Raw genomic sequence first — 19921 nt, forward strand, 5'->3', positions numbered from 1 at the left:
GGGCGGACTCAGGAGCGCCAGCGAACAGTCCGCCAGGCCTGGCCGGAACGCTGTCGCAACCTGCACGGCGTACTGCTTCGCGAGTACGCCCTACGTCATTGCTCGCTCCGGCTAGGAACCATCGATGATCAATTCGCGGACAAGTCCGCTCCACAGCCCGTAGGGCGGACTCAGGAGCGCCAGCGAACAGTCCGCCAGAGCCGGCCGGGAACGCTGCCGCAACGCACGGCGTACTGCTTCGCGAGTACGCCCTACGTCGTTGCTCGCTCCGTTGGGGGCGATCGACGATCAATTCGCGGACAAGTCCGCTCCCACAGGAGGGAGCGCCCATCGGCGCAGCACGATCCTGTCCGAGCGGTTAAACTTACCGGTTACCCAAGCCTGACCACGAGAAACCACCATGCCCGAATGGCTCAACGCCCTGCCCAAGGCTGAATTGCACCTGCATCTGGAGGGCTCGCTGGAGCCCGAGCTGCTGTTCGCCCTGGCCGAACGCAACCGGATCGACCTGCCCTGGAGCGATGTCGAGACCCTGCGCGCAGCCTATGCCTTCAACAACCTGCAGGAGTTCCTCGACCTGTATTACGCCGGCGCCAGCGTGCTGCACACCGAGCAGGATTTCTACGACCTGACCTGGGCCTACCTGCAGCGCTGCAAGGCGCAGAACGTCATTCACGTCGAACCCTTCTTCGACCCGCAGACCCACACCGACCGCGGCGTTCCCTTCGAAGTGGTACTGCGTGGTATCCAGCAGGCGCTGCGCGACGGCGAGCGGCAGCTGGGCATCAGCCACGGCCTGATCCTCAGTTTCCTGCGCCACCTGCCCGAAGAAGAGGCGTTCAAGACGCTTGAGCAGGCCATGCCGTTCCGCGATGCCTTTATCGGTGTCGGCCTGGACAGTTCGGAGAAGGGCTTCCCGCCGCGGCTGTTCGAGCGGGTGTTCGCCAAGGCGCGTAGCGAAGGCCTGCACGCGGTGGCGCACGCCGGCGAGGAAGGCCCGCCCGAATACATCTGGGAAGCGCTGGACCTGCTCAAGGTCAAGCGCATCGACCACGGCGTGCGCGCCATCGAGGACGAGCGGCTGATGCAGCGCATCATCGACGAGCAGATTCCGCTGACCGTCTGCCCGCTGTCCAATATCAAGCTGTGCGTGTTCGAGCACATGGGCCAGCACAACATCCTCGACATGCTCGAGCGCGGCGTGAAGGTGACGGTGAACTCGGACGACCCGGCCTACTTCGGCGGCTATGTCGGCGAGAACTTCGCCGCCCTGCACGAGCACCTGGGCATGACCGAAGATCAGGCTCGCCGCTTGGCGCAGAACAGCCTGGACGCGCGCCTGGCTTAAACCTGCTCGCTGCGCAACCTCGTGAGCTAGAGGCCGTGGCGCCCCGGCCGGGACAGGCGAGGACGCGCAGCAGGTCTTGGGCGGGTGCTCAGAAGTCGAAATCCACCTTGGCCCAGAGCGTGCGGCCGGGAGCAGAGATGCGGCTTTCGGCCGGGAAGCCGAAGCCGGCGTCGCCCGCCAGGTTGAGGTGCTCGGCGTAGTTCTTGTCGAGCAGGTTATCCACGCCGGCGCTGAGCTTGACCTGCCGGCTGACGCGGTAGGCGCCGTTGAGCGAGAGCACGCCGAAGCCGGCACTGTCGCCAAAGTCCTGCCCTACCACGTTGCCGCGCCCGTCGGCGGTGCGACCCTGGCCATCGACCACACGCCAGAGCGCGCCGACGCTCCAGTCGTCACGCTGGTAGCTCAGGCCCAGGCGCGCTTCCAGCGGCGGCATCTGCGGCAGTGCTTCGCCGTCCGAGCTGTTCTTGCCCCAGGCGTAGGCCAGGGTCGCATCGGCCCTCCAGTTGGAGGCGAAGGCGTAGGCCACGCCCAGCTCACCGCCCATGATGCGCGCATCGACGTTGTCGGCCTGGGTGCCCATGCCGCGATAATCGAACAGGATGTAGTCGCGCACCTGCCCGGCATAGGCCGAGGCCCAGGCCTGCAGCTTGTCGTCCTGGTACTGGATGCCGATATCGAGCTGGGTGGTCTTCTCCGGCTCGATGCCGTCGAAGGCATTGCGCGAACCGGCCGGGCCGTTGAGGCCGGCGGAGAACAGCTCCCAGTAATCGGGGAAGCGCTGCACATGGCCGAGGCCGGCATAGAGGGTGGTCGGCGAACCGGCCAGGTCATGCTCGTAGCGCACGAAGCCGCTTGGCAGGGTCTCGGCGCGCGTCTCGCCCGCCGTCGGGTTGGGCCGCGCCATGCCCATCATGCTGCGAAAACTCTGCCGGTAATCCTTGGCCGAGGCGCGATCCACCCGCGCCCCGGAAATCAGCCGATCACGCTCGGCCAGGCTCCAGGTGGCCTCGGCGAACGCGCCGTAGTTGTGCATCAGGGCGTCCTTGCTCCAGGGGAAGCGGTCGGCGTCCGTGTAGCCCGTCATCATGCTGTAGGTGGAACGGCGGCCACGGTGCTCGCTGCGCTGCGCATCGATGCCGGTGATCAGCTCGAGATCGTCCCACTTCCAGGTCGCCGCCAACCGGGCTCCGAGGGTGCGCCGGTCGACCTGCGAGGCCATGGGCATGGCCATCATGCTGGTCGGGTTTGGCACGCGCAGGCGGAAGTTGTCCATGATGTGGTCGGCGTAGTTGTAGTAGACCTTGGCCTCGACCTTATCCAGCGCACCGCCGAGGTTGCTGCGCTCGACGCGCAAGCCCAGGCTTTCGCGCTTGAACTGGGTGCCGTCCATGCCGCGCCCGGCGTAGCGCGCCTCGCCATCGCCACGACCAGCGCTGAGTTCGATCAGGGTGTCGGCATCCGGGGTCCAGCCCAGCGCCACGTCGCTGTTCCACTTGTCCCAGCGCGAGGCGATGGTATCGCCGTCACCGTTGTCGTAGTCATCCGAATGCGAACGGTTGGCCATCACCCGCAGGTAGCCCTGCTCACCCCCCACGGCGCCGTCGATCAGTCGGTCGAAGCGGCCGTTGGAGCCCGCCAGCACACTGGCATGCAGGCGCGCACCGAGTTCGCCGAAGCGCTCCGGCTCGCGCTCGAAGCGCACCACGCCGGCCGAGGCACCGGGTCCCCAGATCACCGTCTGCGGGCCCTTGGTCACGGCCAGCAGGTCATAGGTTTCCGGAGCGATATAGGAGCTGGGCGCGTCCATCCGTCCGGGGCAGGCGCCGAGCATCTGGCCGCCGTCTGTGAGCAACAGCAGGCGCGAGCCGAACATTCCGCGCAGCACAGGGTCGCCATTGCTGCCGCCGCTGCGAATTGCCGAGAAACCGGGAATGGACTTGAGGTAATCGGCCGCGTCGCTGGCCGGCACGGGCTGGCGTGGGTCCTTGGGGTCGGCCACCACGGTCAGCGGTGAGCTCTGCTGGATTGCCGTGATCACCGTGGGCGGCAGCTCATGAACATGCTCCTCGGCATATAGCGACGTGATGGTGCACAGGCCACAGGCGAGGGCCAGGGCAGACAGGGGAAAACGAGGGCGAACGGAAACAGCGCCCGGAACGAAGGAAACGGACATGCGGATACCTGAATGGTCGATTTGCAAAAAAGGGCCGGTTAGCCCTCGCGGGAGAGCAACTCAGGCATGCATGGGCGGTGCGCGTGACAGCGCACGGGGGAAATGAGTACAGGGCGGCGGTGCAAGCGGGAGCGCTGCGCCCGTTTGAACGGGCGACAACCGCCCGGTGACCGCCCAATGGCTATCCGTCAGCGCGGGACAATGGGAGAACAACGAGCAGTAGCCGCAGGCATCTACCTGCAGCAGCGGCTCGCCGACATCGCTGGCACGCGCAGCGGGATCAATGCCCTCGTGGCAGGCCAGCTCGTTCAGCCAGCGCCAGTCAGCGGGCTCGGCACGCAGCTGCGACGCCAGAGGCGCCAGCACGATCAGGACCAGCGCCAGCAGCCCGAGATGGGCGGCGAAGGTCCGTCTGCGCGCCGTGATCATCATCAGTGCTGGTGCTTGCCTGCGTCGTGGCCGGCAGCATGGTCATGGCCGGCCGGTACCTCTTGCTGCACGGCCACCTCAACCTCGACGCTGCCGGCCTTCTCGAAGGTCAGGGTCAGCGGGAAGCGCTCACCGTCCTTGGCCTGCTGCTTCAGGTTGAACAGCATGACGTGGTAGCCCATGGGCTCGAACTTCACCTCGCCGCCGACAGGGATGGCGACGTCCTGAACCTGCTGCATCTTCATCACGCCATCTGCGTGCTTATGCTCGTGCAGCTCGGCCTTGCCGGCCACCGGGCTGCTGACCGAGAGCAGGCGATCGGCCTCGCTGCCCTTGTTGTGCACGACGAAATAGGCCGCCGCGGTCGGCGCCACGGGCGGCATCTCGCGCGACCAGGGGTGATCGATATGCAGCTGGCCGACATCGTACTCGTGGGCCTGGGCCAGCATCGCGGGCAGGATCAGAGCGAGGCCCAGCAGGGTTTTGCGCAGGTTCATAGGGATTGTCTCCGGGTGGGTATGGTTGAAAACATGACACTTCTTCAGTTGGCGAATCGGGTTCCGGGCAGCAGACACAGCGAGCGGTCGAGCACCCACATCAGCAACAGCGAGACGCCCACCAGCGGAAAGATCATGCCCAGCACGATCATCACGCCGATGGCGGTCTTCCAGCGCGGCAGGTCATGGCGCAGCGGCGGTACGCCGAGACGACCGACCGGGCGGCGTTTCCACCAGATCACCAGGCCGCTGAGCGCACTGAAAATGATCAGCAGGCAGACCAGCGCCATCAGTATCTGGTTGGCCAGGCCGAACATCTTGCCTTCGTGCAGCTTCACCCCGCTCTCCACGGCCCGCGCTACCAGGCCGTAGTCCGCCCAGCGCACATCGGCCAGCACTGCGCCGCTGTATTGATCCAGGTGCAGGGTGGCGTCGTTGCGCGGGTCGTCGGCGAACAGTCCGATGCTGTAAACGCCCGTGGCGCCCTGCGGGAAGCTGATGCTGTAGCCGCGCTGCACGCCACGCGCATCGGCGGTGTCGACCACCTGCTGCAGGCTGATGCGCGGCGCAGCCGGGCCGTGATCCTGGCCGGCATGGCCGCGGTGCGCCGCATGCGGATCGGATGCCGGCAGCGGTGTGACCTCCGCCGCCCAGGACACGGTCTGCTCGCGGCTGCTGTTGAGGCTGCCGGCAAGCTGCCCGGATTTCGGCACGTCATCCCACATCGCCGCAGGAAACTGATTCCAGGCACCGGCGAACTGGGCGCCCCAGAAGCCGGTCCAGGTCATCCCGGTGAGCAGCATGAACAACAGCAGCAGCGAGCCCCAGAACCCGGTCACCGCATGCAGGTCGCGCCACAGCAGGCGCCCTCGCGCATGCAGGCGCGGCCAGAGTATGCCGGCCGGGTTGTTGCCGCGCGGCCACCACAGGTACAGGCCGGATACCACCAGCACGATGCCCCAGCCGGCGGCCAGCTCGATCAGCCGGTCGCCCAGGGTGCCGATCATCAGGTCGCCGTGCAGGGTGCGCGCCACGGCCTGCAGGTTCCATTGCCCGTCCTGCTCGCCGAGCAGCGTGCCGCGGTAGGGATCGACGAACAGGTTGAGCAGACGGCCATCCTGCTCGATGACGAACTGCGCGCTGCGCCCTTCGCCAACAGGGGGCAGGTACTTGCTCACCGAGGCACCGGGGTACAGCTGCTCGACCAGTGCCAGCTGCTGGTCGGCGCTGACGCGCTGCTCGGCCGCTGGCGCCAGCATCAGATGCGGGTACAGCCAGGTATCGAGCTGCGGCTTGAACAGATAGATCATCCCGGTGATCGACAACAGGATCATGAACGGGATGACGAACAAGCCGGCATAGAAATGCCAGCGCCAGGCCAGGTTGTAGAAAGACGGGGCCGCACGAACAGGTGCGGAGCTATCGGGGGAAGACGCCATGAAGCTTTCTCCAGCCCACCGCGGTCATGGACACGCGGTCAGGCATTCGCATGATAGGGACGCCCGGAGCGGGCGGACGGATCAGGCGAAAAAGGGAGAAGCGCGGGGATTGGCCGGAGGCCAGCGATAACGGCTGATGCGCGGCAGATGCAGCGCGGACGCCGACCAGCTGCGCTCGACAGTCAGCAGCCCGAGCAGGCCGAAGAAGGCCGCGAGAATGCTGGCACTGAACAGGCTGGCCAGGGCGCAGTTGGAGCCGGTGGCCGGGTTCGGCGCGACGATGCCGGAGCCGTCCAGATCAGCCCCTGCGCCGAAGTTGCCCTCGAACGAACAGTACTGCCCGTCCAGTCCGCTGAGCTGCATGCCGGCCATCTGGCCGTGGCTGATGGCACAGACGAACGCACTGAACAGAATGCTGAAGTACAGCACCCAGGCGGTCAGTGAGCGGTCTTTGCGGGCCAGTTTCATGGAGCGTGACTCTAAACAGAGGATGGCAGCGCGACACTGCGGTACGTTGCCGCAGAGGCCTGGTACGGGAGTCTAGCAGGCCGTTGAATAAACGTAGACGAGGCAGCCAATGCAAGGCAAAAACAGGCGAAAAAGCGGAGTTTACAAGCTGTAAATGAGTATTTTGAGCCTGTTTTTAACGCAGCAGTGGCAACGCAGATAGTTTTTCAACAGCCTGCTAGCAGGCGCCGGGCACTTTATCGTCAACGCCAGGGCGCTGCTGCCAGCAGGGTCTCGCAACGCACCTGGAGGAACTCGCGCAGCAGATGCACCGCCTTGCTCAGTTGAGCCCGGTGCGCGCAGACCAGATACAGCGGCGTCGGCTCGCCCAGCCAGCCAGGCAACAGCACCTGCAGGCGCCCTTCACGGACATCCTCGGCCACGTCCAGCCAGGACTTGTACACCACGCCCTGCCCGGCCACGGCCCAGCGTCGGGTGACATCGGCATCGTCGCACACCCGGTTGCCGGCAACGCTCATGACCATCTCGCGCTTGCCGTCCTGGAAGCGCCAGCGGTCATGCACGCGGCCGTGCAACATGTACAGCAGGCAGTTGTGCTGGCGCAGCTCCTCCACCGTCTGCGGCGTCCCCTGCCGTGCGAGATAGGCCGGCGAGGCGCAGAGCACGCGGCGATTGTCCAGTGCCACCGGCAAGGCGACCAGGCTGGAGTCTTCCGGTGCGCCATAGCGCAGGGCGATGTCCACCGGCTCGCGGAACAGATCGGCGACCCGGTCGGCCAGTAGCAGGCGCAGCTGCAATTGCGGGTGCTCGCCCTGAAATTCGTCGAGCCAGGGCAACAGGGTGTTGCGGCCGAAGTCCGAGGGTGCCGACAGCTGCAGCATTCCGCGAATGCCGTCCTGGCTGCCGGCCAGTTGCTGGCGTCCCTCCTCCAGGCTCTGCAAGGCCAGGCGCGCGTGCACCAGATACAGCTCACCCTCGGGCGTCAGGCGCAGGCTGCGCGTCGAGCGCGCCAACAGGCGCACCTGCAGTTGCTGCTCCAGGCGCTTGAGCGCGGCGCTGGCCACCGCCGGCGAGACATCCAGCAGCCGCGCGGCGGCCGACAGGCTGCCGGTTTCAGCGGTACGCACGAAGAGTTGCAGGTCATCGAAACGCAGCATGGCGGCTCACTTTCAAAATAATGATGAAAGAGACTCTATCCGCAGGCGCTTTTTTCAACCAGCAGAACAGATGACCATGGCCCCTATCGCCTGAACCCGTAAACCGGAGCCCTAGCATGAAAGCCGTCGCCTACTACCAATCCCTGCCTGCCGAGCACCCCGAAGCCCTGCAGGACGTACACCTCGATGCGCCGTCCCCCAGCCCGCACGACCTGCTGGTGGAAGTGCGCGCCATCTCGGTCAACCCGGTCGACACCAAGATCCGCAAAGGCGTCGCCCCCGAAAACGGCGCAGCCAAGGTGCTGGGCTGGGACGCAGCCGGCGTGGTCAAGGCGGTGGGCAGCGAAGTCAGCCTGTTTCAGCCCGGCGACCGGGTGTTCTATGCCGGTGCCATCGACCGTGCCGGGGCCAACAGCGAGTAGCATCTGGTCGATGAGCGCATCGTCGGCAAAATGCCGCAAAGCCTGTCGTTCGCCGAGGCGGCGGCTCTGCCGCTGACCGCCATCACCGCCTGGGAGCTGCTGTTCGAGCGCCTGCAGATCGCCGAAGGCTCGACCGATCAGGGCCAGAGCCTGCTGATCGTCGGCGCAGCCGGCGGCGTTGGTTCGATCCTCACCCAGCTGGCGCGACGCCTCACCGGCCTGACCGTGATCGGTACCGCCTCGCGCCCGGAAACCCAGGCCTGGGTCCGCGAGCTGGGCGCGCATCACGTGATCGACCACAACAAACCACTGAGCGAGGAGCTGGCGCGCATCGGTGTTGGCCAGGTTACCCACGTCGCCAGCCTGACCCAGACCGACCAGCACTATGCCCAGCTGATCGAGTGCCTGCAGCCGCAGGGGCGCCTGGCGCTGATCGATGACCCGCTGCAACCGCTGGACGTGATGCAGCTCAAGCGCAAGAGTCTGTCGCTGCACTGGGAGCTGATGTTCACCCGTTCGCTGTACCAGACCGACGACATGATCGAGCAGCATCGCCTGCTGCAAGGGGTATCCGGGCTGGTCGACAGCGGCGTGATCAGGACCACGCTCGGTGAGCATTTCGGCACCATCAATGCCGCCAACCTGCGCCGCGCCCATGCGCTGCTGGAAAGCGGCAAGGCCAAGGGCAAGATCGTCCTCGAAGGGTTCTGAAGCGCTTATGCATGCGCTGCAAGCAACAGAGTGACTGGCTGGGCCGGGCTGAAACAAAAGGCTGTCCGGCCCGGCAGACACCGTTCATCGCCAGGCCATGCGCAGGGTGATCGGCCGCTTGATCCAGGTCAGAAAAGAGTCATCCAAGGGGTCTAGCATGACCTTCCCTAGCAGGCGTCGACGAATCGACGCGCCTCAAGGAGGTGGTCAGCATGAAGATTGTCGTTCAACCACAGGGTCACGGCAGCAAATGTTGCTGGCAGGTTCGCCTGGACCAGCATTGCGTAAGTTTTCGCAGTGAAGAGGAGGCGCGCCAGTTCGTCGCCAGGCTGCAAGCCCGCCTGCGCGCACCGCATACCCTGCCCGACTGGCCCGCGCAACGACGGGCGAGCTGACGCTCAGCACAACGCCTTGCAGGAGCGGACGTGTCCGCGAATGGCCTGACACCCTGCCGGCTCTTGTCGCGAATAAATTCGCTCCTACATCGGCGCCTGGCGCAGCGCCGGGCTGCGCAGCATGTCCAGTACGGTGTCGACCAGCGCAGGCGCCTGTTGCGCCAGGTCGAAGTTGGGCACCAGCAGCCAGTTGGCCTCGATGCCCTCCATATAGGCATGCAGGCACACGGCCGCCCGCGCACAATCCAGATCCTCTGGCAGCTGCCCCTTGTTGACCGCATTGCCCAGCGCCTTGGCGATACGCTGATCGCACTCGAGGCTCAGCGCCTGCATGCGCTCGCGTAAGCCGAGCAGCTCACCGGTGTATTCACACTTGTAGCGCAGGATGTCGTGGGTGCGATGGGTTTGCGGCTCGCAAGCCAGGCGCGTCAGTGCCTTGATCAGCAACTCGCGCATGCAGCCCAGCGGATCGGGCTCGTCCTCGCTCTCGCTGGCCCGCGCCAGTTCTTCGAGCGGCAGGCGCAGGCGTTCGAGCATGGCCTGGAACAGGTCGATCTTGTTCTCGAAGTGCCAATAGATGGCGCCGCGAGTGACACCGGCCTCCTTCGCCACTTCGGCCAGAGACGCACGGGAAACGCCCTGGGCATGGAACACCCGCTCGGCAGCATCGAGTATCTGCACCCGCGTCGCCTGCGCTTCCTCTTTGGTTCGTCTGGCCATCTCTGCTACCTGTTTCAGCCTTGCCGTAACCCTCCGGTAAAGGAGGACGGGCGAGAGTATGCAGGCAGCTTTAGGCATTTACAAACATTCACGTACGTAAGTATATTCCTGCATCGCTTTTTTACCCCTGCCTTCGTCCCCTTCGCCCTTTGGGCCATGATTCGATAAAAACGAGGTTCTCAGATGCACTCGAAGCCAGCCTTCGCTGTCTTGGTTTCCGCCATCGCCGTGGCAATGCTCGGTCTCACCGGTTGCCAGGAATCCAGCGCCCCACAGTCCCAGCAAACGCCTCAGGTCGGAGTGGTCACGCTCGAAGCCAAACCCTTTACCCTGACCAGCGAGGTGCCGGGACGCACCAGCGCCTATCGCATCGCCGAAGTGCGCCCGCAGGTCAATGGCATCATCCAGAAGCGCCTGTTCACCGAGGGCAGCGAGGTCAAGGCGGGTCAGCAGCTGTATCAGATCGACCCGGCCACCTACGAAGCCGCTTTCAAGAGCGCCCAGGCCACGAAGTTGTCCGCCAAGTCGCTGTCGGATCGCTACAAGCTGCTGGTCAACGACAAGGCGGTCAGCCAGCAGGCCTACGACGAAGCCCGCGCCGCCAGCCTGCAGGCCGACGCCGCACTGGAGCAGGCGCGCATCAACCTGCGCTACACCAAGGTGATGGCGCCGATCAGCGGCCGCATCGGTCGTTCCGCTGTGACCGAAGGCGCGCTGGTCAGCAACGGCCAGGCGGGAGCCATGGCCACCATCCAGCAGCTCGACCCGATCTACGTCGACGTCACCCAGTCGAGCAAGGAATTGCTGCGTCTGCGCCGCGATATGGCCGAGGGCCGTCTGCAGAAGGCTAGCGACAGCGCTGCCAAGGTCGCGCTGAAGCTGGAAGACGGCAGCCGCTACGCCCATGAAGGCACCCTGGAGTTCTCCGAAGTCGCGGTGGACGAAAGCACCGGTTCGGTCACCCTGCGCGCCGTGTTCCCCAACCCCGATCACCTGCTGCTGCCGGGCATGTTCGTGCATGCCGAGCTGCTTTCCGGGGTCAAGCAGAACGCCATTCTCGCCCCGCAGCAGGGCGTGACCCGCAACCAGCGCGGCGAGCCGACGGCGATGGTGGTGGGTGCCGACAACAAGGTGGAGCAGCGCGTGCTCAAGGCCGATCGCACCGCCGGCAGCGCCTGGCTGGTCGAGGATGGCCTCAAGGAAGGTGATCGCCTGATCACCGAAGGCCTGCAGTTCGTGCAGCCTGGCGCCGAAGTGAAGGCCGTGCCGGCGAGCAACGTCAAGACCGAACAGCCTGGCCAAGACGCCGAACCCGCCAACGGCCAGGACTAACGGAGAAGTACTGAATGTCCAGATTCTTTATCGACCGGCCGATCTTCGCCTGGGTGATCGCCCTGGTGATCATGCTGGCCGGCGGCCTGTCCATCCTCAAATTGCCGATCAACCAGTACCCGAGCATCGCGCCGCCGGCCGTGTCCATCCAGGTCAGCTACCCGGGCGCTTCGGCGCAGACGGTGCAGGACACCGTGGTGCAGGTGATCGAGCAGCAGCTCAACGGCATCGACGGCCTGCGCTACGTCAGCTCGGCCAGCAACTCCGACGGCAGCATGGAAATCGTCGTGACCTTCGAGCAGGGGGTCAACCCGGATATCGCCCAGGTCCAGGTGCAGAACAAACTGCAGCTGGCCACCCCGCTGCTGCCGCAGGAAGTGCAGCAACAGGGTATCCGCGTGACCAAGTCGGTGAAGAACTTCCTCATGGTCATCGGCGTGGTGTCGAAAGACGGCAGCATGACTCGTGAGGATCTGTCCGACTACATCGTCTCCAACCTGCAGGACCCGATCTCGCGGACCAAGGGCGTCGGCGACTTCCAGGTGTTCGGCGCGCAGTACGCCATGCGCATCTGGCTCGACCCGGCCAAGCTCAACAGCTTCCAGCTGACCCCGGTGGACGTGCGCAGCGCCATCCAGGCGCAGAACGTGCAGATTTCCTCCGGCCAGTTCGGCGGCCTGCCCGCATCGCCTGGCAACCAGCTCAACGCTACCATCATCGGCAAGACCCGTCTGCAGACCCCGGAAGAGTTCCGCAAGATCCTGCTCAAGGTGCAGGCCGACGGCTCTCAGGTGCGCCTTGGCGACGTCGCCAAGGTCGAGCTGGGCGGCGAGAACTACGCCATCAATGCGCAGTTCAACGGTCTGCCGGCCTCCGGTCTGGCGGTTCGCCTGGCCACCGGCGCCAACGCCCTGGACACCGCCAAGGCGGTGCGTGAGACCATCTCCAACCTGGAGCCGTTCTTCCCGGCCGGCATGGAAGTGGTCTTCCCTTACGACACCACGCCGGTGATCTCGGCCTCCATCGAAGGGGTGGTGCACACCCTGTTCGAAGCCATCGTGCTGGTGTTCCTGGTGATGTTTCTGTTCCTGCAGAACCTGCGCGCCACCATCATCCCGACCATGGCGGTGCCGGTGGTACTGCTCGGCACCTTCGGCGTGCTCGCCGCGTTCGGTTTTTCCATCAACACCCTGACCATGTTCGCCATGGTCCTGGCCATCGGCCTGCTGGTGGACGACGCCATCGTGGTGGTGGAGAACGTCGAACGGGTGATGCGCGAGGACGGTCTGTCGCCCAAGGAGGCGACCAAGAAATCCATGGGCCAGATCCAGGGCGCGCTGATCGGCATCGGCCTGGTGCTCTCGGCGGTGTTCCTACCGATGGCCTTCTTCGGCGGCTCCACCGGGGTGATCTACCGGCAGTTCTCCATCACCATCGTCTCGGCCATGGCCCTGTCGGTGCTGGTGGCGCTGATCTTCACCCCGGCGCTGTGCGCCACCCTGCTCAAGCCCATCGACAGCGATCACCACGAGGCCAAACGCGGCTTCTTCGGCTGGTTCAATCGCACCTTCGAGCGCGGCAGCAATGCCTATCAGCGCGGCGTTGCGGGCATGATCAAACGCAAGGCGCCGTACCTGCTGCTGTATCTGGTGATCGTCGCCATCATGGCCTGGATGTTCACCCGCATTCCCACCGCCTTCCTCCCCGAGGAAGACCAGGGCGTGCTCTTCGCCCAGGTGCAGACGCCGTCCGGCTCCAGTGCGGAGCGCACCCAGGTGGTGGTCGACGAAATGCGACAGTACCTGCTGGAAGACGAGGCGAGCACGGTCAAGTCGGTGTTCACCGTTACCGGCTTCAACTTCGCCGGCCGCGGCCAGAGCTCGGGTATGGCCTTCATCATGCTCAAGCCCTGGGGTGAACGTCCGGGTGAGGAGAATGGCGTGGCGGCGCTGGCGCAACGTGCGCAGATGCACTTCTTCAGCTTCCGCGACGCGATGGTGTTCGCCTTCGCTCCGCCGGCGGTGATGGAGATGGGTAACGCCACCGGCTTCAACTTCTTCCTGCAGGACCAGGCGGGCGTCGGCCATCAGGTGATGAACGAGGCGCGCGACAAGTTCCTGCAACTGGCCAACCAGCATCCGGTGCTCGATAGCGTGCGCGCCAACGGCTTGCGTGACGAGGCGCAGTACCAGTTGCTGATCGATGACGAGCGCGCCCGCGCACTCGGCCTGTCGCTGGCGGATATCAACAGCACCCTGTCGATTGCCTGGGGCGCCAGTTACGTCAACGACTTCATCGACCGCGGTCGGGTGAAGAAGGTCTATCTGCAGGGCGTGGCCGACGCGCGCATGGCCCCGGAAGACCTGAACAAATGGTATGTACGCAACGACCAGGGTCGCATGGTGCCGTTCAGCGCCTTCGCCAGTGGCGAGTGGACCTACGGCCCGCCCAAGCTGGCGCGCTACAACGGCGTCTCGGCGGTGGAAATCCTCGGTGCACCAGCGCCCGGCTACAGTACCGGTGATGCCATGGCCGCCGTCGAGGAAATCGCCTCGCAACTGCCACAGGGCGTTGGCTACTCCTGGACCGGTCTGTCCTACGAGGAGCGCCTGGCAGGCTCGCAGACCACTGCACTGTTCGTGATCTCCGCCATCGTCGTGTTCCTGTGCCTGGCAGCACTCTACGAGAGCTGGTCGATCCCGTTCTCGGTGATGCTGGTGGTGCCGCTGGGGATCATCGGTGCCTTGCTGTTCACCGAACTGCGCGGGCTGTCCAACGACGTGTTCTTCAAGGTCGGCCTGCTCACCACCATCGGTCTGTCGGCGCGTAACGCGATCCTTATCGTCGAGTTCGCCAAAGCCCAATACGAGCAGGGCATGACCTTCGCTGAAGCCGCCATCGAAGCCTGCCGGATGCGTCTGCGCCCGATCATCATGACCTCGCTGGCGTTCATCCTCGGCTGTCTGCCGCTGGCCATCGCCAGTGGTGCCGGCGCGGGCAGCAAGCACGCCATCGGCACCGGGGTGATCGGCGGCATGCTCAGCGCGATGATCCTGGCGATCTTCTGGATTCCGCTGTTCTACGTAGTGGTCTGCTCGATTTTCGAGAAGAAGCGCCCCGAGCCGGCCAGTGAAAAAGAAAAGGAGGTACTGCAATGAGGCAGTCCCTGTTGTCCCTGGCCGTAGCCGCCGCTCTGCTCAGCGGCTGCAGCCTGATTCCCGACTATGAACGCCCTGACGCTCCGGTGGCCGCAGACTGGCCGCAAGGCGAAGCCTATGGCAGCGCCGCCAGCGAAGGCAGCCGTGCGGCGGCCGACCTGCAATGGCGCGAGTTCTTCCGCGACCCGGCGCTGCAGCAACTGGTGCAGGTGGCACTGGAGAACAACCGCGACCTGCGTGTCGCTGCGCTGAACGTCGAAGCCTATCGCGCGCTGTACCGCATCCAGCGCGCCGACCTGCTGCCTTCGGTCTCCGCCGATGGTGCCGGCACTCGCCAGCGCCTGCCGGCCGACCTGAGCCAGACCGGTGAAGCCCGCACCAGCGGCCAGTACAGCGCGACCCTGGGCGTCAACGCCTGGGAGCTGGATTTCTTCGGCCGTATCCGCAGCCTCAGCGAGCAGGCCCTGCAGCAATACCTGGCCACCGAACAGGCCGCGCGCAGCACGCAGATCAGCCTGGTCGCCAGCGTCGCCAACGCCTACCTGCAATGGCAGGCGGATCAGGCGCTGCTGCAATTGACCCAGGACACCCTGAAGACCTTCGAGGAAAGCTACCAGCTGACCCAACGCAGCTTCGACGTCGGTGTCGCCGATGCGCTGGCCCTGAGCCAGGCACGCAGCTCGGTGGACAGCGCCCGCGTCAGCCTGGCGCAGTACCAGCGCCTGGTCGCCCAGGATCGCAACGCCCTGGCTCAACTGCTCGGCACCGGCCTGCCGGCCGACCTGCCGCAAGGTCTGGCATTGAACGCCGAACTGCTGGAGCAGGTTCCGGCCGGTCTGCCCGCCGACCTGCTGCAGCGTCGCCCTGACCTGCTGCAGGCCGAGTACCAGCTCAAGGCCGCCAACGCCAATATCGGTGCGGCGCGCGCGGCCTTCTTCCCCAGCATCAGCCTGACCGCCAATGCCGGCACCGCCAGCAGTCAGCTGTCCGGCCTGTTCGACAGCGGCTCGGGCACCTGGCTGTTCCAGCCGCAGATCAGCCTGCCGATCTTCAACGCCGGCCGCCTGCGCGCCAACCTCGACTATGCCGAGCTGCAGAGCGATATCCGCGTCGCCGAGTACGAGAAAGCCATCCAGGTGGCGTTCCAGGAAGTCGCCGACCGCCTCGCCGCGCGCACCACCTACCGTCAGCAACTGGACGCCCAGCGCGCCCTGCTGGAAACCACCGAGACCTACTACGACCTGGCCGAGCGCCGCTACCGCACCGGCGTGGACAGCTACCTGACCCTGCTCGACGCCCAGCGCCAGCTGTTCAGCGTGCGCCAGCAGCTGATCACCGACCGCCTGGCCCAGCTCAGCAGTGAAGTCGAGCTGTACAAGGCTCTGGGTGGTGGCTGGAGCGATACGGGGAGCAACGCCCCACAAGGTTGATCGCGCGTAACCCGCTTCAAGGACGACCTTACCCAACGCGCCGCCCCCGCAGTCTTTGCGGGGGCGTTTTTTTGTGCTTCGTATTTCTTGTGCATATCGCTTACAGACCGAGCGTAATCCCCCTAGGCCTGCGGCGGCCGGGTCTTGGCTTTTGCTCTTGAAGCCCGGATCTCACAGACGACGCCCAAGCCCCCTTCAGGAGGCCGAGTGGAATCACCGTGGAAGGGGTTGAGCGACATGGATGTCGCGAGAGCCGTGATGGGCCAGGGATGGCCCTTCGTCGGTGGGCCGCATCCGGTCGTGCCCCTGGAGCGGTGATGGAGCGAGGGAACCCCGGCGCAGCCGGGGCCGTATGAACGGGGTGCCCTTCTCTTTGGTTACTTTCTCTTGGGCAAGCAAGAGCTACGAAGCGCAGCGAAGTAACAGCCGCAGGCTGGCCCGAAGGGTGAGCGCAGCGAATCAAGTGACTCGCCCGTAAGGGGCGAAACCCATCAGATCCAACAACGCGCCAATGGATAGTGCCAAGTCCCACGACGACAAAGTCCGGAAAAACGCCGTGAACCGCGAATGTCAGCCCAACGCAGCCAACAGCTGCGCGCAATCCTGCGCATGCAGCTCGGTCAGCTCCGGCCAGGGGTTGTCCGGCAGGTTGACCAGCACGCCGCGCGCACCCGCAGCCTGGGCACATTCCAGGTCGAAGCGGTAGTCGCCGACCATCACCAGCTCCTGCGGCTTGACCGCCCAGCGCTCGGCCAGGTGCAGCAGTCCGCCCGGATGCGGTTTGGGCGGCGCCTCATCGCGGCCAAGGATATCGGCCGTGGCGAAGCAGTCATCCAGGCCGATGGCCTGCAGGGTCAGCAGAGCCAACGGATGGGCATTGCGGGTCAGGATACCGAGCTGGCAGCCGCGCTCGCACAGCGCGCGCACCAGGTCGATAGCGCCCGGCGCCGGGCGCGAGGCCACGGCCAGTTCGCGCTCGTGCTCCAGCAGCCAGGCATGCTTGGCTGCAGCCTCCTCTGCCGGCAGCGCCGCCAGGTGATGGAGGATGTCGTCTTCCTCAGGAATGCCCAGCGCCCGCTTGATTGCGGGGAAATCATGCACCGCCAGAGTCAGGGTGCCGTCCATGTCGAACACCCAGTGGCGCGCGTCGCGCAGTGTTCTCACTTCCAGTCCTCACGTACGCGGGTCAGACCTTCCTGAGCAGCCGAGGCCACCAGTTCGCCCTGGCGGTTGTAGATGCTGGCGCGGGAGAAGCCGCGGGCATTGCCGGCCCAGGGGCTGTCCATGGCGTACAGCAGCCAGTCGTCCATACGCAGGTTGCGGTGGAACCACAGCGAGTGGTCGAGGCTGGCCACCTGCATGAACTTCTGGAACACCGACACGCCGTGCGGCTGCATCGAGGTGGTCAGCAGGTTGAAGTCGCTGGCGTAGGCCAGCAGGTACTTGTGCAGCTGCGGGTCATCCGGCAGCTCGCCGGCGGCGCGGAACCAAACGTACTTGACCGGCTCGCAAGGCTGCGGGGCGAAGGGGTTGATCAGGGTGACCGGGCGGATCTCGATGGGCTTGTCGCTGATCGCACGCTCGCGCATGCGCTCGGGGATCATCGGCGCCACCATGCGCGCCAGATCGGTTTCAGACTTCAGGTCCTCAGGGCCTGGCACATCCGGCATCTCGCTCTGATGGTGAAAGCCTTCCTCATCGTACTGAAACGAAGCACTGCAGAAGAAGATCGGCTTGCCCTTCTGCACCGCGACCACGCGGCGGGTGCTGAAGCTGCCGCCATCGCGGGTGCGCTCGACCTGATAGACCACTGGCAGGCTGGCATCGCCAGGGCGCAGGAAGTAGCCGTGCATGGAGTGCACGTGACGCGCCTCCTCGACGGTCTGGCTGGCGGCGGAAATGCATTGGCCAAGCACCTGGCCGCCGAACAGTTGGCGAAAACCGAGATCCTGGCTGCGGCCACGGAACAGGTTTTCCTCGATCTGCTCCAGGCTGAGCAGCGCCACCAGATTATCGAGAACCTGAGTCATGGGGTGTCATCTCCTTGCACGGGGTATACGCAATTGCGGGTAGGCCGGCAGCGACGTCAGGCGTTCATCCCAAACGGCGCGGCCAAGGGTGAAATGGTAAAGACTTTGCAGCCCGCTGTCGGCATCGCCGAGCAACTCGCGTAAGGCGTCGTCGAAGTAGCAACCGATACCCGTACCGGAAAGCCCTGCCGCTTCGGCTTCGAGATAGAGCAACTGACCGATCTGGCCACACTCCCAGTAGAGCCTGGGATAGCGCCAGGCGCCATTGGCCAGGGCGCCCTCCACCCGCGCCAGCATGGCCAAGGCCACACAGCCATCGGCGGCGATGTCCTGCCCGCAACTGAGAAAGCCCGCCAGACCACGGGCGTCGCCTTCTAGCAGGCGGTACAGCGGCAGCTCGTCATCGACCCGCTGCCACAGGTAATCCGCACGCAGTGGCTGCACGCCGTTGCCTGTGCGATCCAGCCAGTACAGCCCAGGCGCCAGACCCTGCACGCGGTGGACGAACAGCAGCAGGTCGATCTCGTTCGGCTCTCCGTTCACGGCGAAGGGCACCGGCGACTGCTGCGGCATCAGCCGGCGCAGCCAGGCCAGCAGCAGGTCAGCCTGGATGCCGCTGCGGCCGTCCATGGCCTGCGCACTGCGTCGGCGATGCAGGATTGGCCGCAGTGGCAGGCCGGGGTTGTCGGCCCGTGCGTTGGCCGCATCCAGGCTCCAGACCGCGCGAGGACGTGCCGGCGCGCGGCACAGCCCATGCACCCGCTGCAGCTCCGGCCAGTGGCGATACTCGCGCGACAGACGATTGGGCGCCCCGACCCGCTCGAGCTGCGCCAACCCGTTCAGCAGGGGTTCGGGCAGCGCGAACTCCATCGCCTGCGCCGGGCCGATCCACAGCAGGCAGTCGCCGTGTTCGGCCTCATGAAAGTCGTCTCCGTCCAGCCCTAGCAGGCCGTCCAGACGAGCCTCGGCCACACCGTGCAGCATGCGCACCTGCCAGCCCTGCACGCTGGCGGCGATGGCCAGCGCCGCCAGGGCATGCCCCAGGTCGTGCTGGCAGTAACGGTAGGCGCGCTCGCCGTACTTCCAGGCCTCGCGCCAGGCGATGCTGCTCAGCCCCAGGAGAAAACCACCGGGCGGCAGACTGTCGGCAAGCTGCCGGCCAAGCGGCGCGGGCAGCTCGCTGCGCACCTCCAGCGCATGGACATCCGCGGCATAGTGGGCCAGCACAGCGACCTCATCCACGGCACCTGGCGGCAACAGCAGATAGGCCTCGGTCGGGTGCAGGTTGCCGGATGACGGGTTGACCCGCAGCGCCCAGCGATTGCCGCCGGCTTCCTTCCAGGCGGAAATGGCCAGGCTGTCGTACAGCAGTTGCGAGACGCTGGCGCGATCCAGCGGCGCAGGCGGTGTCTGCGGCCCGGCAAAGGCCGTGTCGTAGCCCGGCCCCTCTTCCAGCGGGCGGTGGTACAGCTCGATCAGCCGCGCCCCCGCATAGCGGCGAAACGGCGCCGGCTGGGTCGCCCAGTCCAGCTGCCCCGGCCCCGGCGCGAAGCGTTCCGGCGCGTGCTTGCTGAGCTGGTGATAGGCGAGCACATCCTTCATCGTCCGGCCTCCCACTGCTCGCGACGAATGCGGTGGAGCACATGCAGTTGCAGCGGATGACCGTCCGGCAGTCGCGGGTGGAGAAAATCGCCGGCCTCGTCGCGCTGCATGCCGATGCTGCGCATCACCGCCTGCGACGGCAGATTGGCCGGCACGGTAAAGCTCACCACCTCGTCCAGCCCAAGCTGCTCGAAGGCCACGGCGAGCGCGGCGCGCGCCGCTTCGCTGGCATAGCCCTGGCGCCAGTGCGCCCGCGCCAGTCGCCAGCCGATCTCCATTGCCGGCACGAAAGGCGCCTCGAAGCCGACCTGCGCCAGGCCGGTGAAACCGATCAGCTCGCCGCTGTCGCGCCGCTGCAGTGCCCAGAAGGTGAAGCCATATTGCTCATGATGCGCACGCAAGCGCGCCAGCAGGTGTGCACTCTGTTCGGCGTCCAGTGGCGCAGGGAAATGGCGCATCACCTCGGCGTCGGCATTCAGCGCGGCCAGCGCCGGCAGATCAGTGTCGCGCCAGGCGCGCAGCAGCAGCCGTTCGGTGGAGGTTTCGATCAGGGGCATGGCAGTTGTCTCGATTGGCTGCGACCATAAGCCGTCAATTCGCTTGAGTCGTC

General features: G+C 65.7%; 16 protein-coding genes and 1 pseudogene. 6 read left to right on the forward strand and 11 right to left on the reverse strand.

What is annotated here, in order from left to right; translation table 11 throughout:
* Window positions 1-400: 400 nt before the first annotated feature.
* A complete protein-coding gene (locus DXK50_RS19085; protein ID WP_212631416.1) occupies window positions 401-1348 on the forward strand; it encodes an adenosine deaminase in 948 nt (315 codons plus the stop codon).
* Between the two features lie 88 nt (window positions 1349-1436).
* Here the strand turns inward: DXK50_RS19085 and DXK50_RS19090 are convergent, their stop codons facing one another.
* The 6 genes from DXK50_RS19090 to DXK50_RS19115 all read right to left on the reverse strand — a co-directional run bounded on the left by DXK50_RS19090 (window position 1437) and on the right by DXK50_RS19115 (window position 7511).
* On the reverse strand, window positions 1437-3521 hold the full coding sequence (locus DXK50_RS19090; RefSeq protein WP_212631417.1) for a TonB-dependent copper receptor: 2085 nt from the start codon (window positions 3519-3521) through the stop codon (window positions 1437-1439).
* A 60-nt stretch (window positions 3522-3581) separates the two neighbouring features.
* Window positions 3582-3953, reverse strand: a complete 372-nt coding sequence (locus DXK50_RS19095; protein WP_212631418.1) for a DUF2946 family protein — start codon at window positions 3951-3953, stop codon at window positions 3582-3584.
* Entirely contained in the window at window positions 3953-4447 is a 495-nt protein-coding gene (locus DXK50_RS19100; RefSeq protein WP_212631419.1) for a copper chaperone PCu(A)C, read from the reverse strand. The genes DXK50_RS19095 and DXK50_RS19100 overlap by 1 nt, the downstream gene beginning before the upstream one ends.
* A 44-nt stretch (window positions 4448-4491) precedes the next feature.
* Window positions 4492-5886, reverse strand: coding sequence for a PepSY-associated TM helix domain-containing protein (locus DXK50_RS19105; RefSeq protein WP_212631420.1), 1395 nt, complete (start codon window positions 5884-5886; stop codon window positions 4492-4494).
* An 81-nt stretch (window positions 5887-5967) separates the two neighbouring features.
* Window positions 5968-6354, reverse strand: coding sequence for a DUF2946 domain-containing protein (locus DXK50_RS19110; RefSeq protein WP_212631421.1), 387 nt, complete (start codon window positions 6352-6354; stop codon window positions 5968-5970).
* A gap of 242 nt (window positions 6355-6596) precedes the next feature.
* Window positions 6597-7511, reverse strand: coding sequence for a LysR family transcriptional regulator (locus DXK50_RS19115; protein WP_212631422.1), 915 nt, complete (start codon window positions 7509-7511; stop codon window positions 6597-6599).
* A 116-nt stretch (window positions 7512-7627) separates the two neighbouring features.
* On the opposite strand from DXK50_RS19115, the pseudogene DXK50_RS19120 reads away from it, so the two are divergent.
* Together DXK50_RS19120 and DXK50_RS19125 are read left to right on the forward strand one after the other, a co-directional pair.
* A pseudogene (locus DXK50_RS19120) lies at window positions 7628-8644 on the forward strand (zinc-binding alcohol dehydrogenase family protein).
* A gap of 212 nt (window positions 8645-8856) precedes the next feature.
* Window positions 8857-9039, forward strand: coding sequence for a hypothetical protein (locus DXK50_RS19125; protein ID WP_212631423.1), 183 nt, complete (start codon window positions 8857-8859; stop codon window positions 9037-9039).
* 84 nt (window positions 9040-9123) lie between these two features.
* Here DXK50_RS19125 and DXK50_RS19130 read toward each other — a convergent pair whose 3' ends face one another.
* Window positions 9124-9759 (reverse strand): TetR family transcriptional regulator, encoded by a 636-nt coding sequence (locus tag DXK50_RS19130; protein WP_212631424.1) that lies wholly within the window; start codon window positions 9757-9759, stop codon window positions 9124-9126.
* Window positions 9760-9942: 183 nt separating this feature from the next.
* Here DXK50_RS19130 and DXK50_RS19135 point away from each other — a divergent pair, with 183 nt between their 5' ends.
* From DXK50_RS19135 to adeC, 3 genes are read left to right on the forward strand one after another with little or no spacing between them, the layout of a single operon-like run.
* A complete protein-coding gene (locus DXK50_RS19135; RefSeq protein ID WP_212631425.1) occupies window positions 9943-11091 on the forward strand; it encodes an efflux RND transporter periplasmic adaptor subunit in 1149 nt (382 codons plus the stop codon).
* A 14-nt stretch (window positions 11092-11105) separates the two neighbouring features.
* Complete coding sequence (locus tag DXK50_RS19140; RefSeq protein WP_212631426.1) at window positions 11106-14249, forward strand: efflux RND transporter permease subunit; 3144 nt, start codon at window positions 11106-11108, stop codon at window positions 14247-14249.
* Entirely contained in the window at window positions 14246-15679 is a 1434-nt protein-coding gene (gene adeC, locus DXK50_RS19145; protein WP_212631427.1) for an AdeC/AdeK/OprM family multidrug efflux complex outer membrane factor, read from the forward strand. Before DXK50_RS19140 ends, adeC begins: the two co-directional genes overlap by 4 nt.
* 570 nt (window positions 15680-16249) lie before the next feature.
* Here adeC and DXK50_RS19150 read toward each other — a convergent pair.
* Genes DXK50_RS19150 through DXK50_RS19165 form a run of 4 tightly spaced genes read right to left on the reverse strand, consistent with a single transcriptional unit; the run spans window position 16250 to window position 19868 of the window.
* Complete coding sequence (locus tag DXK50_RS19150) at window positions 16250-16843, reverse strand: HAD family hydrolase (RefSeq protein WP_161867294.1); 594 nt, start codon at window positions 16841-16843, stop codon at window positions 16250-16252.
* Window positions 16840-17709, reverse strand: coding sequence for an acyl-CoA thioesterase II (gene tesB / locus DXK50_RS19155; RefSeq protein ID WP_212631428.1), 870 nt, complete (start codon window positions 17707-17709; stop codon window positions 16840-16842). The genes DXK50_RS19150 and tesB overlap by 4 nt, the downstream gene beginning before the upstream one ends.
* Window positions 17710-17715: 6 nt before the next feature.
* Window positions 17716-19311 (reverse strand): nitroreductase family protein, encoded by a 1596-nt coding sequence (locus DXK50_RS19160; protein ID WP_212631429.1) that lies wholly within the window; start codon window positions 19309-19311, stop codon window positions 17716-17718.
* Window positions 19308-19868: a GNAT family N-acetyltransferase gene (locus tag DXK50_RS19165; RefSeq protein WP_212631430.1), complete on the reverse strand. Its 561-nt coding sequence runs from the start codon at window positions 19866-19868 to the stop codon at window positions 19308-19310. Before DXK50_RS19165 ends, DXK50_RS19160 begins: the two co-directional genes overlap by 4 nt.
* Window positions 19869-19921: the final 53 nt, after the last annotated feature.

This window comes from Pseudomonas sp. KB-10 (assembly GCF_018221585.1).
GTDB classification, from domain to species: Bacteria; Pseudomonadota; Gammaproteobacteria; order Pseudomonadales; family Pseudomonadaceae; genus Aquipseudomonas; species Aquipseudomonas yangonensis.

Coding starts and splice junctions, on each gene's coding strand:
- tesB (WP_212631428.1), bottom strand. CDS start 17,709: ATGACTCAGGTTCTCGATAATCTGGTGGCGCTGCTCAGCCTGGAGCAG.
- DXK50_RS19100 (WP_212631419.1), bottom strand. CDS start 4,447: ATGAACCTGCGCAAAACCCTGCTGGGCCTCGCTCTGATCCTGCCCGCG.
- DXK50_RS19135 (WP_212631425.1), top strand. CDS start 9,943: ATGCACTCGAAGCCAGCCTTCGCTGTCTTGGTTTCCGCCATCGCCGTG.
- DXK50_RS19125 (WP_212631423.1), top strand. CDS start 8,857: ATGAAGATTGTCGTTCAACCACAGGGTCACGGCAGCAAATGTTGCTGG.
- DXK50_RS19115 (WP_212631422.1), bottom strand. CDS start 7,511: ATGCTGCGTTTCGATGACCTGCAACTCTTCGTGCGTACCGCTGAAACC.
- DXK50_RS19140 (WP_212631426.1), top strand. CDS start 11,106: ATGTCCAGATTCTTTATCGACCGGCCGATCTTCGCCTGGGTGATCGCC.
- DXK50_RS19085 (WP_212631416.1), top strand. CDS start 401: ATGCCCGAATGGCTCAACGCCCTGCCCAAGGCTGAATTGCACCTGCAT.
- DXK50_RS19110 (WP_212631421.1), bottom strand. CDS start 6,354: ATGAAACTGGCCCGCAAAGACCGCTCACTGACCGCCTGGGTGCTGTAC.
- DXK50_RS19165 (WP_212631430.1), bottom strand. CDS start 19,868: ATGCCCCTGATCGAAACCTCCACCGAACGGCTGCTGCTGCGCGCCTGG.
- adeC (WP_212631427.1), top strand. CDS start 14,246: ATGAGGCAGTCCCTGTTGTCCCTGGCCGTAGCCGCCGCTCTGCTCAGC.
- DXK50_RS19130 (WP_212631424.1), bottom strand. CDS start 9,759: ATGGCCAGACGAACCAAAGAGGAAGCGCAGGCGACGCGGGTGCAGATA.
- DXK50_RS19160 (WP_212631429.1), bottom strand. CDS start 19,311: ATGAAGGATGTGCTCGCCTATCACCAGCTCAGCAAGCACGCGCCGGAA.
- DXK50_RS19095 (WP_212631418.1), bottom strand. CDS start 3,953: ATGATGATCACGGCGCGCAGACGGACCTTCGCCGCCCATCTCGGGCTG.
- DXK50_RS19090 (WP_212631417.1), bottom strand. CDS start 3,521: ATGTCCGTTTCCTTCGTTCCGGGCGCTGTTTCCGTTCGCCCTCGTTTT.
- DXK50_RS19105 (WP_212631420.1), bottom strand. CDS start 5,886: ATGGCGTCTTCCCCCGATAGCTCCGCACCTGTTCGTGCGGCCCCGTCT.